General features: G+C 50.6%; 11 protein-coding genes and 1 pseudogene. 2 read left to right on the top strand and 10 right to left on the bottom strand.

Annotated elements, in window-relative coordinates:
- Nucleotides 1–58: 58 nt before the first annotated feature.
- Nucleotides 59–637: a hypothetical protein gene (locus GT409_RS12850; protein WP_160629468.1), complete on the bottom strand. Its 579-nt coding sequence runs from the start codon at nucleotides 635–637 to the stop codon at nucleotides 59–61.
- Nucleotides 638–639: 2 nt separating this feature from the next.
- Nucleotides 640–1,116, bottom strand: a complete 477-nt coding sequence (locus GT409_RS12845; RefSeq protein WP_160629467.1) for a hypothetical protein — start codon at nucleotides 1,114–1,116, stop codon at nucleotides 640–642.
- A gap of 787 nt (nucleotides 1,117–1,903) precedes the next feature.
- On the opposite strand from GT409_RS12845, the pseudogene GT409_RS16170 reads away from it, so the two are divergent.
- Nucleotides 1,904–2,068, top strand: a pseudogene (locus GT409_RS16170) (IS110 family transposase); the annotation flags it as partial.
- A gap of 128 nt (nucleotides 2,069–2,196) precedes the next feature.
- Nucleotides 2,197–2,469, top strand: a complete 273-nt coding sequence (locus GT409_RS12835; RefSeq protein ID WP_160629465.1) for a hypothetical protein — start codon at nucleotides 2,197–2,199, stop codon at nucleotides 2,467–2,469.
- Nucleotides 2,470–2,550: 81 nt separating this feature from the next.
- Here the strand turns inward: GT409_RS12835 and GT409_RS12830 are convergent.
- From GT409_RS12830 to GT409_RS12795, 8 genes are all read right to left on the bottom strand, one after another.
- Nucleotides 2,551–3,710 (bottom strand): IS3 family transposase gene (locus GT409_RS12830; RefSeq protein ID WP_408647943.1). Its coding sequence is split into 2 segments (ribosomal slippage): nucleotides 2,551–3,455 and nucleotides 3,455–3,710, totalling 1,161 coding nucleotides; the frame shifts between segments, so codons are not numbered across the junction.
- A 364-nt stretch (nucleotides 3,711–4,074) separates the two neighbouring features.
- A complete protein-coding gene (locus tag GT409_RS12825) occupies nucleotides 4,075–4,545 on the bottom strand; it encodes a VOC family protein (RefSeq protein WP_160629464.1) in 471 nt (156 codons plus the stop codon).
- Between the two features lie 30 nt (nucleotides 4,546–4,575).
- The gene (locus GT409_RS12820) at nucleotides 4,576–5,583 is read right to left on the bottom strand and encodes a glycosyltransferase (protein ID WP_160629463.1); all 1,008 of its coding nucleotides are present in this window, start codon (nucleotides 5,581–5,583) and stop codon (nucleotides 4,576–4,578) included.
- Between the two features lie 26 nt (nucleotides 5,584–5,609).
- The gene (locus tag GT409_RS12815) at nucleotides 5,610–6,824 is read right to left on the bottom strand and encodes a glycosyltransferase family 4 protein (RefSeq protein ID WP_160629462.1); all 1,215 of its coding nucleotides are present in this window, start codon (nucleotides 6,822–6,824) and stop codon (nucleotides 5,610–5,612) included.
- A complete protein-coding gene (locus GT409_RS12810) occupies nucleotides 6,817–8,055 on the bottom strand; it encodes a glycosyltransferase family 4 protein (RefSeq protein WP_160629461.1) in 1,239 nt (412 codons plus the stop codon). The genes GT409_RS12815 and GT409_RS12810 overlap by 8 nt, the downstream gene beginning before the upstream one ends.
- A 15-nt stretch (nucleotides 8,056–8,070) precedes the next feature.
- Nucleotides 8,071–10,404 carry an Ig-like domain-containing protein gene (locus tag GT409_RS12805; protein ID WP_160629460.1) on the bottom strand — a complete coding sequence of 778 codons (2,334 nt, stop codon included), beginning with the start codon at nucleotides 10,402–10,404 and terminating at the stop codon, nucleotides 8,071–8,073.
- Nucleotides 10,405–10,488: 84 nt separating this feature from the next.
- Nucleotides 10,489–11,619, bottom strand: a complete 1,131-nt coding sequence (locus tag GT409_RS12800) for a polysaccharide deacetylase family protein (RefSeq protein WP_160629459.1) — start codon at nucleotides 11,617–11,619, stop codon at nucleotides 10,489–10,491.
- The gene (locus tag GT409_RS12795; RefSeq protein WP_160629458.1) at nucleotides 11,586–13,121 is read right to left on the bottom strand and encodes an oligosaccharide flippase family protein; all 1,536 of its coding nucleotides are present in this window, start codon (nucleotides 13,119–13,121) and stop codon (nucleotides 11,586–11,588) included. Before GT409_RS12795 ends, GT409_RS12800 begins: the two co-directional genes overlap by 34 nt.
- Nucleotide 13,122 lies beyond the last annotated feature (1 nt).

Raw genomic sequence — 13,122 nt, 5'->3', positions numbered from 1 at the left:
TAGCTTCCAAAAGTAAGGGTTATCGATAGAAATCAAACTGACACTGAACCATTTGTTATTAATGAGGAGTTGCCGGCCGATCTTTATCTTTAATGTCAGCATCACTTCCATCATCGAAAAGACTGAGACCATCGCCACCGCCTAACTCTTCTACCGGCACACCACCACCTTCCTCTTCAGAAGATCCTGTGAGATTTTGACCGCCACTGGACTCATCAGATTTAGTGGTTTTTTCTGCCTCGGAAGAACCAGAAAGCATTGATTCCGCAGCAGAGACGGTAAAAGCAGTCACTTCTGGAAAATTCTTAAACGCATCACTGTCATCAACTGCCGATTTGCTCAAATCAAGATTTTCTTTGCCGCCAGCCATCATCACGGCAACAATTGTATAGCGAATCGCTCCCTCATCACCGGTCGCAACAGCTTCATTCAAAATGTCAACAATCTGACTTTTGATTTCTGACGGATTATTGACAGAGCTGTATATCGACTCAACAGCTGACTTCACTGTCTTTCCTACGGCGGTTACACCATCAGATGATAAAATACTTTGGAGACCTAACTCCGCCCGAACGGAAGATATTGTCAGTAATCCGACAGCCAACAACAAACGAACGGCACTTCTTTTCTTAAGCATAATCACCCTTTCCTTATCATTCCGCCAGAGCTGTCCCGGACAGCGCCATTAAAGAATTTCTCTACCTCTGGAACTGATTTCCTCTCTGTTTTAAGAAGGAACCTGTTCCAAAGTTCATTTAAATCTACATCATTCAGCAGGCAGTAGTCAACCCAACTGTCTATCCCGTTTGGCCTTTTAATTACCCCGTTTTCAACCACCGCCTCTCCTGAAAAAAGCAGACGGGACTGGCCTACAGCCCTGGCAAAATCCTCTTTTGTTACCAAAGCATGCGGATCCATCAAATCAAACATGGAGAAATGAATTCCGTATCGATTCAAAAACACAACGCAATCTTCTAAAGACGCATCCGGCTGAACTGCATTTCCAAAATAGCCCTTGGCTAACAGTACCGCTAAATCTCCAAACGTCGGGACGGCGGCTCCTCGCAATCCAAGAATAAACAAAAACAACAATGTCTGGCCAAAAACTCTTTTCACAGTTCACAAGCAATACCTCAACAAGAGAAAACAAAGCAAGAAGGCAATGGTGAATCTTTCCTCACCTCTTTCTCCGTCATAAAAACTCTAAAATTTTATGAATGAACGACGAACAAACAGCAACAGCGCTCTCAAGCAGCAGCTTAACCCCACAAACAAAAGAAACATCGATATTTTTTCAGCTTAAAACCCAAGGTCACGCAAACGAATAATCAAGAAAGACCTCGCGCCCTCACCTCTACCCACGCCGTAAACACCGCAGATTCAACAGTCCACATACAACACCAATCACTTAACGCAGAACAAAACACAGCCTGACACAAATGAAATCCTGGCAATAAAAGATCGATGCGTCACACGCTGACCGGAACACCTCATAATCGCCAATCAAGCAACCCCGGCTCAACAGACCTTATGGCAGAAGCGAGAGCTTCGGCCTTTTGTTTTTAAACTGGCGGCGTACTCCATGGGTTGATGTCTCGTGGGCTGCCCCGGACGGGCCAGGGCCTATCCAACATTGAACGAACAATGCATTCAAACCAAAGGAGTACGCCATAAAGCGAGTATACATAGGAATCGATGTGCACAAAACTGAAAGCAAAGTGATAAATAATTTTCGAAGAAAATAGTTCCAAAAAGGAACGGTTCATCAAATGTTCTTGCATTAGCCTTTTCTGGGACGGAAGCGCCGGAGATGTATGGGAAGACGACGGCTGATTTGAAAGCGTTTGAGGCAGTGCTGCGGCGGATCATGAAAAAGTATGATCTGGCGAAGGAGGATATGGCGCTGTGCTACGAGGCGGGACCGACAGGGTTCGTACTGGCAAGACGTCTTATTAAACTGGGGGTTGAGTGCATCGTGGTTGCGCCGTCGAAGATCCCGACGCAGTCCGTCGATCGGGTCAAGACGGACCGACGCGACGCCCGCAAGCTCACACGGCTCTATCGTGCCGGCGAGTTGGAAGGCATTCATATTCCTTCAGCGAATTGACTCAAATTAAATAATACCGTAGCGCCTGACCGGGCGCGGGCTCAACGGATTCGTTGACTCATAATTAATGACACCGTGAAAAACGGGGGATGCAGAAGATAAGTTGCGAATCAAAACAGGAATATATTGAGGTTCAGAGGCGGCGTTATTGCCGGGCTGCAAAAGCGTATAAAACCCGCCTGCTCGATGAAGTGTGCGAGGTGTGCGGCTACGACCGGAAGTATGCTATTAAGCTGTTGGGCCGGAGCAAACAGCCGTCAAAAAAGAAGCGCGGGCGCAAGAGCGAATATGATGATCCTGAACTGACAAAGGCCCTGAAGAGGCTATGGCTAAAATCCGGGCAGATGTGCTCAAAGCGCTGACCTGCCCCCATGGACTGGACAGGTTCTAATGAGAGTCCAGCACGGGTATGACCTGCCCCCGTCGATTGGACCACTGAGCCTCTAAAATACGGCTTCTAATAGTTGCTGTGTTCTCTGGGTTCCCTCCCTCCTCCGGAGGAGGGAGGGAAGCGCGGACGCCTCCATCCACGCACCTATATATTCCGTCGGAGTCTTGTTATCAAGCGACTTATGCGGTCGCTGCTCATTGTAATCTTTTTTCCATGCTGCGAGTTTATCACGGGCATCGTCCACTCCGAAGAAAAGCTCCACATTCAAACATTCATCCCTCAACTTTCCGTTGAAGCTTTCGATGTATCCATTTTCGGTCGGCTTACCCGGTCGGATAAACTCCATGGCGACCTCATGATGATATGTCCAGGCATCCATCGACCTGGAGTAAAACTCGCTTCCGTTGTCCACACGAATGCTTTTGGGATAACCGCGTTGATTAGCCACTCCGTTCAGACAAGACGCGACCTTTTCACCGGTGATGGATCGGTCAGCATATAGCGCCAGGCATTCCCGACTAAAGTTATCGACTACCGTCAGTATCCTGAAGTGACGCCCGTCCTCGGTGCGATCCATCACAAAGTCCATACTCCATTGCTCGTTGGGCCCGGCAGCCTGCTCAAGAGGAACACGAGGCCGGTTCGCCAACTTTTTACGGGGTTTCGTGCGAACGGCAAGGTTTTCCTCCATGTAGACCCGATAGACTCTTTTGTGATTAATCTCCCATCCTTCCCGGCGCAACAGAACATGAATGCGCCGGTAACCGAACCGGACACGTTTAGCGGCCAGTTCCTTAATCCGCAGACGAAGCGCCTCATCGTCCCGAGGCTTCGCTTTGTAGAAAAAGGTGGTCCGGCTTAACTCAAAAAGCCCGCACGCCCGGCGGCCCGAGAGTCCGTATGCATCACATGCCCCCTCGGCCAGTTCGCGCTTCCGTGCAGGCTTCAGAGCTTTTTTGCAATGACCTCCTGCAAGATGTGCTTGTCCAGACTCAGGTCGGCTACGAGCTGCTTCAACTTGCGGTTTTCATCACGTAACATGCGTAACTCCCGCACCTCGCTTACTCCAAGCCCCTTGTACTTCTTGCGCCAGTTGTAAAACGTGGCCTCACTGACTCCCATCGACCGGCATAGTTCGGCTATCTTCTCGCCGTTCTCCGCCTGCTTCAGGGCATATACGATCTGTTCCTCTGTGTATCTCTTCCGCTTCATTCGTCCTCCTTATCATGAGGTTAAACGAAGCCGAATCCTAAAGTATCAACTGGTCCAGTTTTCGGGGTGAACGTCACACTTGTACCAATTCCAAAAGTATATTCTTCGCATAACCCAAAGCAATTGTCTTCCTTTCGGAAAACCATTTAAGCCGATTTCTTGTTCGAAAGTGTTTTCGCAAAACAAACTGGCTGGATGTGCTGTTGGCGTTTTATGTCCATTTGCGGTTTTTAGCGTAGCGCAGGGTTAATATCTGGAAATATTTTTTCCAGACATTGGAAAAACTGAAGCAAAACGTTCCAAACCTAGGAAAAACTGCGCTGGAATTTGCCAAGGTTTAGAAAAGGCACGCACAAGCCGCGACCTACTCAATATCCTCACTGGCCGACCGGACTTTCTGATTCAGGATCGGATCTAAAACGGATGCGTCGTAACAAACCATCTCAACCGAATTGCCATCAGGATCATGCATATAGATGGAACGCCAGCCGAACGGTGGATGCTCGCCGAGTTCAAGCTCAACGCCCAGTTTCTGCAAGCGATCCTGCTCGGCCTTGAACTCTTCAAGATCCATAGCAAATGCAAAATGATGCAGTGTTCCAGCGGCAGATTCTGCCCGATCGACCTGCATGGCCTGAGGTCCGCTGTATTTATGCGCTTTATCAAAGATGGCCAGCAACTGGGGATGCCCTTTGAAATCATCGGCGATTTTCAAAAAAGTTGCCGTTTCGAATGCAGCAAACGACTTCAATCCAATAACCTCGCGATAGAAACGAACCAGTGCCTGCGGGTTTTCACTGCGAATAACAAGTTCTCCCAACCGTTTGCGGTTCATACTGAAAATCCTTTCGTTTCTCTAATATGATTAAAAAAACCGTTTCCAAAGAATCTTAGTAACAGACAACGGCCGGCTGAAAGTTCGACAGCCGATACTTGCTGTCAGTTTTCGCCGGTTGACGGACACCGATGCTGTTATCCGACTGATTATGGTCTCCTTCTCGCTCTGCCAACGAGCATACCCCTTTTCAATCGCCGACCTTGTCTGCATCTGGATCGTTTTAACGTCGGGAATATAAAGCGGAACCGGATTGTCCGGATCGTACAGATAACCGGTTTTTCCATGAACAATATACTCATTCATTGTTGAGTCATCTGGAGCAATTACACAGCGCCCGGCGGCCATGGCTTCCAGAAATGACATTCCGATTCCCTCCCGCAAGCGTGGAGCAATATAGAAGGCGGAATCGTTGACCAGCTGTTTCATCTCCTGCCGGTCTTCGAACCAGGTGGAAAAACTGTATTGAATGGCCCCATCCAAGGTCGGCTCCACAAAAGTCTGATGAGGGTCCATGGCTCGGTGCACATGCATCTTTTTTATATCCGTATGCTGAAGAAGCTTTTCAACCGATCGGCAATTAACAGCTTCCTGTCGGGCCCAGAAGAATACCGCATGCGGATCGCCCCATCCCGCCATTGGAGTCGGCTCGGGAAAATACTGAATATACTGAGAGGAAAATCCCATTCGCGAAACGCGCTTGTGGAGCTTTTCTGAAAAACAGATGATATTGAAATCCCTGTAAGGATACCAGTGTTCCGGATTCCCATCTTCAGACGCACTGTCATACATGGGGAACAGTGCGGCATGCTTCCATTTAAAGTATCGGTCCAGCAGATCCCGAGGCGGCATAATCTGCCAGCAAACGAGTACATCATAGCGCCCGGACGCTCCGGGAAGAGCACGGAAAGGATCGCTCTGATACTGATCCACATGACAGACCGTCACATCAAAATGATCTGTCAGTAGGTCGAGGACAAACTGACAGGACCTCGTTTTTGTGTGAAATCCAATCCCAATAAACAACAGTTTCTTCATCGACTGTACCTATCTGCATGCCGCTATTATTTTTCGATAACACGTGCGTATCGTTCGTAGAGAATATTGGCGATGCTTTTCCACGAATAGCATTCTTCCACGAGCTTCCGGCCTTCTTCAGCAATACTTCGCCCCTGGTCGGGGTTATTCAGGATCCGCGCAACACAGTCGGCAAGTTCTTCCGGAGTATCAGCAATAAGAATGTTTTTCCCGGGGGTGATATCAATGCCTTCCGCACCGATACTGGTTGCCACGACCGGACGTCCATAGGCCATGGATTCGAGAATTTTCAGCCGCGTACCACCGCCGGACCGAAGCGGAACAATACTGAGCTGACAGTTGCGGTACCACGGCTCGAGCTCTTCGACTTCACCAACGACGTCGAAAGACGGTGGATTGTGAAGCTTCAGCGTTCGTTCATCCGGACCGCGCCCGACAATTTTAAGCTTCGCATCCGGACAGCGCTTGAGAACCTCCGGCATAACGTCGGTCGACATAAACTGCGCACCGTCCACGTTCGGAAGATACTGGAGGGATCCCACAAAAAGAATTTCCTTCCCATTCTTATCGGGGGGCGGCAGCGGATGAATAGCGTCGCAGTCAACACCGCCGGGCGCGAGAAATGCCGGCAGGTCCGGCGAATGCGCCAGCAGTTCCTGCCGCTCTTTTTCGGAAACGGTCCAGATGAGGTCGGCTTCGCGCGGTAATGTTTTTTCAAGCGCCGCCATTCGTTTGGCACCGTTGGAATAAATCCATTTTTTCAGCCCGAACGGCAGAACATCCGCCTGCCGCTGAAGCAGGCCTTCTTCGAGGTCGTAGAGATTCAGAACGGTTTGTGCCTTTGCCTGACGAATCACCGGCCGGTACACCGCGTTCCAGATTCCTTCGAGCACAATAAAGTCGAATTCTTTTTCGTCAAGAAGCTCTCGCAAGGCCTGTTCCATCTCGCAGTAATACCAGCCTCCGGCCATAACCGGAAAACGACTGAATAGAAAACGGACCCCCTTGCAGATTTTCTGGATGAGTGTCGGGCGGGGAATCAGCACCGTACGCACATTATACGGGAGACTTTCCAGAAGGCCTTTCTGTTCCGGAGTGAGCGGAGCCATAATGCGACAAAGCACAGTCTGATCAACACGATCAGACAGATTTTTCATCAAATTGAGATGCCTCAGATCATAGCCGTTGAGCGGTGGATCGGGTAATGAGTAAATCAGGTTGAGTGTACGGATTTCAGGCATGATGTGCTCCTGCAAGGGTGAGGAAAAGCCGTTCCAGTTCGGAACCATGGATGGGCAAGGAAAATTCACGTTCTGCGGTTTCACGGGCACGTCGCCCCATCTCTACGCAAGCGTTCGGATTTTCAAAAAGCTCAATGATTTGATCGGCAAAAGCCTGCACATCCACCGGCCCGGATCGGCCGATTTCCCGCTGCCGGATTAAAGGACCGATATCGTTGACATCGGTGGCCACAACCGGTCGCCCGGCGGCCATGTAGAATCCGATTTTGTTGGGCCAACGAGCATGGTTTGGAGCATTGTCTTTCATTGGCAGCAGACAGACATCGGCACAGGCCAGCCAGCCTCCCAGCTGTCCATCCTCAATCCACCCGGTCTGAATGAGTTTTTTCTGAAGGCCCAGCTCCGTCGCCCGGCGGGTTACTGCCGGATCTTTTTTACCAATGACAACAAAACGGCTGTCCGGAATCTTCTTCTGCACACGTTCAAAAGCTTCGAGTGAGAAATCAACATCAAACTGCCCGGCACCAAAGAACAGAGCATAATGCAGATCGGGATCGAGTCCCTGTTGCTGGCAGGCATCTGTTTTGGGCTGTACGTGTATGCTTTCCACGTCAGCGCTGCCGGGAATCAAATGAACTTTTCCGGCAGGAATGCCCTGCCCGATCACCCGATCCCGAATGTAGCTGCTGATGACTGTCACCGCGTCCGCACGACGACGAATAAAAAGCTCCAGATGATCCATGAGTTTCCGAAACGGCCAGCCGATCAGCTGATACAAACCGTAGAGCCGATACGGACTGTATTCGAACTCCCGGAATCCGCCCTCTCCGTAGTGATCGCAGCTGTCGGCAATCCAGATCGGAATATTTTTTCTTCCAGCAAGCCAGAGCGGAAGCACCACATGAAAATGATGTTCAAACGCAACGGCAACATCATACCCACCGCGACAGGCCTCCCGCCAACGGGCAAAAATATCCAAGGGCCCCCAACCGTACATGCCGCACAGGCGGGTCATCACATAGCGCCCGGAAAACAGCGCCGGGGTTTCCACAATGCGCACACCGTTTTCTTCCGATACCGTTGTGCGAAACAGATGATCTTTGGATGTACACAGAATTGTTACCCGATGACCCTGTGAAACCAGAAAGGAAGCCCAGGGCAGCGCACGGTAGAACGTCCCTTCATAACGTCGGGTGAACAGGCTCATCAGGATGTTCAGGGATCTTGCCATGCTGCTTTATTTCGGTCAGTTTTCTCGGATTCGGAGTCCTGTCGGCGGCATAGGTATGGCGACGGATACCTGGTTTTCAGCAAAGTTAAATACAATATGACTTCCGGCAGCGGCCGTAACCGCAATGGTGTCAAGACTGGTGACTGCGCTCTGCGAGGTGCGGAAGGCGTAGTCTTCGGCGAGGAGGATTTCCGGGTCTCCATCAACCGCGACATACACGCTGTAAACGTGTGTTTCGATATTAATCCGCAATCGGAACCGGTAAGAGGTTCCGACCGTATAACTGAGCGAAGTATCGGCAGTGTAAACGTCTCCGTTGCGGACATCAATCTGTCCGCTTGTGTTAAATCGGACAATCACTGCCAAATCATCGTAGGCTGCAGCACTGCCCTGCGCTAATCCTGTCACACAATCAACCGGCACACTTTGAGGAATGGCTTCGAACTCAACTCCGAACAATCCAGTCTCGGCCGAAAAGCTCTGATTCTGCCAGGTGTCGGCCTCGCTGATAATGGCATCCGCCGGAATCTCGATATTATTAACCGTAACGGAAGTTGAATCTGTTGAGGTATTGCCGGAGGAGTCGCGGGCAATGGCGGTCAGAGTGTATTTTCCGTTTGCAACAGCGGTTGTATCCCATGACAAAGAATATGGAGAAGAGGTGTCTTCCGCAGCCAGCTTTGTGCCATCCAGCAGAAAAGACACACCGGCCACGGAAATATCGTCCGAAGCATCTGCCGCAATCGAAACCGCCGAACCGGCCACCGTCGATCCATCGGTTGGTGCCGTCAACGAAATCCGCGGCGCCTCAGTATCTTCAGGAAGCGTCTCTCCTGCGGTTTCATAGGCCCCAATCGACCACGGGGCCGTACGGGCAGTTTTGATAATATCCAATGCATAGGTACTGCCAAGGGTTGCGCCGGCACTGATGGCTGGCGAAGAATCCTGCAGCGAAAGTCCGTTTGGAACGGGTCCTTTATCAGACGAGATTGAAATTGGAAGCTGTGCGGCATCGTTAAACCGCGGATCTTCGTTTACAGCGGTCGATTCATAGTTCCGCACAGAAGCAACCGTATAGGACTGCCCGTAGCTGCTGACGATACTGCGCGAGGTGCCGCTCTCATGCCAGTAAAGATTGTTGCGATGCGAAAAGGTACCACTGAACCCGCTGTCGATCGTGAAACCGGTATTGGCGGTATTGCGGTGAACAATCAGGTTGTTTGCAAAATCGATGGTCGTATTGTCACAGTACGAATCGATTTCCATTTCACTGCGACTGCTGTCGCCTCCAGTGGCATTGTTATAAAATGTATTATTGTAAATATTAAACCTGGTTCCGGACGCGTACGAGTTATATGGATGCAATGCAAATCCGGACTTCACATTGTTCATAATGATATTTCCATAAACATCGTAGAGCAGCTTCATGTTGGAATAATCAATCGTAAAAATCATTCCGTATGCCGGAGAGCCTGTGATGACGTTATACCGGATGGTGTTGACCCCGGTATCCCCGGCATATTTACCGAAACCGAAAAGAGATCCTTCGGTCGTGGTTCTGTCCTCCAGCCAGTTATATTCAAAAACACAGCCGCTTCCCCCGCTGGTGATCTGCATGGCAGCATTCGCCGACGGGTAACGTCCGCCCGTATAGCTGTTGTGTACATAGTTGTTCCGCCAGGTAATATTATTCATCCGACCCTGTGAATAATGATTGAGCCCGTGGGCGGCGTAGTCTGAAACCTCATTCCCCTCAATGAGGCAGTCCGAAGTAGTATTCTGCGTCCACGAAGCAAGCCAGATTCCGCAGATATATGCCGTGGTGTTTCCGCCCAGATTATGAATTTTCATATTCAGGATCTGTGCGTTGCTCACGTCGCGTCCATCGGCTAAAATCAGCATCCCGGTGGTGTTTTTACCGTAATCAGAATGTCCTCCATCGAGTTCAATATCCCGAACGGTAACATAGCTGCTTGTAATCAGAATAAACGCACAGCTGCCACTGCCGCCGGTTCGTTTCAGAATCGGCTTACTGCCACTGCCGTAGTCGTCACCGCGCAGCGTGACCGGTCCTCCGGAAGAACTCCCGCCATTCTTAATAATAAAATAGTCTGATGAAAACGAAAGGTTCCACTGACTTCCCCGCTCAAGATGCACGGTATCGCCGGACGAAAGACTCCCCCAACGACTGACCACTTTATCGAAAGTGGCCCACGGAGCATCAGGATCGGTTCCGGCATTGGAATCACTGCGACCGGAACGTGTCGATGAAACGTAATAATCGGCGGCGTAAACCGGCAGCACAATGAAGCTGCTCAAAAGCAAAATGGATGCAGTCAGAACTTTCATGGTCTCCCCCTAATATTTGAGTACCGACAACTTGAGTTCCCAACGCGGCAAGAATAAACCTGTAGGCCGGGAATGCAAAGCTGTTTAGCTGACCCCTTCCCGTACAGAATTCTCATCATTACATGGGTTTCCAGCACCGCGGCAGGTGTTGTTTTGTGAATTTATAAGCATAAATTCTGCCAGATTTTTCCTGAAGACACCTCCATTCCAATTTCCGACGGAAAACCGGGACATTTGCAGAGCATCCGTCCAGCGCCCAATCAAATGCGGAATTGTTGTGCACGCACAGGCAAATCCGGCCTTCCTGAGACATTGAACCGTAGAGTGACAATAATCGATCCCTCGTCCGTATGGATATGCAAACGTCTTGACCTCGGCGCCAAGAAGCTTTTCCAGCCGCTGTCGACTGGTATTAATTTCGAAAAACTGAGAATCACTGCTGAGATTTGCAAGAACCGGATGATTGATGGTGTGCGCCCCGATGGAAATTAACTCCCCTTCGGAAATCTGCTTCAATTGATCCTCGGTCAACGCCCTGAAGCTGTCGCGGGCCCGAGCATCAATTCCAGACCAGCGATGGAGCTGCTCTATTGTTTTCTGCTGCTCTTCCACAGACAACGAACGCATGCGACACGCGATATATAAATAAGCCTTCTGAGATGTGAGCCGAGGGTTCATATAAACATCCCAGCCGCTGTTCAGCCTGGCATCATCTTCACGAAAAGACCAGGTGCGGGTTTCCTCGCCGATTCGAAGAGTCAGTTCATCGGGCAGATCAGGCCGCAGAAGAATCCGCTCGAGATCGTCCCACCAGAATTCCCCGGACTGACCAATCGCGCCTGCAGCCACAAACACCGTTGCAGGAATCCCGTATCCGGACAGGATCGGAGCCGCAAACGTCAGGTTATCAGCGTATCCGTCATCAAACGTCACGGCAGACAGCGGCAGATCGTCCTGGGAACGATCTTTGAGTCGGTCCAGTATCTCTTCGACAGGAACCGGACAGGTCATATCGGTCAGCGCCTTCATCTGCTCCGAAAAATTCTCCGGACTCACTCTCATCCGCTGCGGGTCGGGAATATCATCCACGACCCGATGATAAATCAGAACCACGGCCTTCGGTCCCACATGGTCCTGAACGGTGCGGGCCATTTCCCGAAGATGTTCTGTCGGCAGATAAATCACAATACAGATTTCCTTCTCAGACTGTTCCATTTACGTTGGATATATTCCATCAGCACTCTGCGTTCACGCTCCTGATAGACCCCCAGCAGCAATGCCACGAAAAAATAGAAACACATTCCCGCTCCCATCACGGCCAGTAAAACCAGCAGGCTTTCAATCCGGCCCTGGGGAACCAGCAGCATTGGAACGGCAGCAACCGCAGCAGCGAGCAATGGCCGGGCGTACGCCTCGCCCAGCAGCATTCGCAGCGGCAGGTGCAGCACCCGGCAGTTAACATAGCGGATAAAGAGCGGAGCAATGACCGCGGCACTGATCAGCTGTGCAGCAGCCACACCAATAATCCCACCCCAGAAGGCTCCCGGAAGCATCAGTATAAAAAACAGCAGTGCCGTTGAGACGGCGGCCAGCCCGCTGATTTTAGGATGGCCCAATCCATTGACCACAAAGGTCGGCACATTGGTGCACAGACTCAAAAAGACACCGACGGTAATGATCTGGAGGACCGGGCCGCCACGCTGCGCGAACTCGGGATCCATCCACAGTCGGAGGAAATGAACGCCGAATATCAGCAAAGGGAGCATAAAGGCCGTGGCGAATGAAAAAATAATGCGGGATGTCGTGAGATACAGCTCACGAATGGTGTCGTGGCGCTGCTGTCCCTGAAGTTCACTGATCGCCGGAAAGATCACCATACCGATTCGACACAGCAGATTGGTCAGACGACTGAGAATGGTGAACGGAATCACGTAATACGTAACAGACGCCACGCCAAGGATTGCCCCGATTACCAGCAGGTTAACCTGATTGGAAATCACATCTGTCAGCCGGCTGAGCATCGCAAACATTCCGAAGTGCAGGATTTCTTTCAATGTAGATATTCTCAACCTCAGGCGGAGGCTGATGCCTGGCATCAGGCGGCGCACCATCAGCACATAAAACAGCACAACGATGAAAGGAATCAGGATATTCAGCCAAACCAGATGAAGCAGTCCAAAACCGGCCCGCAGAAGCAGCACCGATCCGATGGTGGTTGTCACCCCCATCACAGCCATTGCACTGCCGCTGATGTCATAGCGGCTGAGGCCGTTGATGATCGCTGTAAAAAGCGTCAGCAGAATGGTCATGAAAAAACCGAGCGAAGCGGCACAGAATGAATAAAATGCAATATCGATCAGTTCCTGCGGAACTTTCAGCCATTTTGTTGCCAACATCCGGGCAATGGACAGAATCAGCAGAACCCCGAGCATCCCGGCTATCAGGAAGACCGTCATCGCAGTGCCGATAATCGACTCCGTATGATCATGATCACGTCCGGCATACTGCGCCACATATTTCACAACAGCATTGCCCAGCCCCAAATCAAGCAGGGAAAAATAGCCGATTACCGTTGTAACCAGCGCAAAGATTCCGTAGGAGGCATCTCCAAGCTTATCCACAATATAGGGCCAGAATACAAAGCTCAGAATCAGCGGAATCACCCCGCTGACAGTATTGAACAATGCATTATTAACTGTACGTTCGCCAATTTTCATA

The organism is Tichowtungia aerotolerans, assembly GCF_009905215.1.
GTDB classification, from domain to species: Bacteria; Verrucomicrobiota; Kiritimatiellia; order Kiritimatiellales; family Tichowtungiaceae; genus Tichowtungia; species Tichowtungia aerotolerans.
This window is presented reverse-complemented; position numbering and strand designations above follow the sequence as displayed.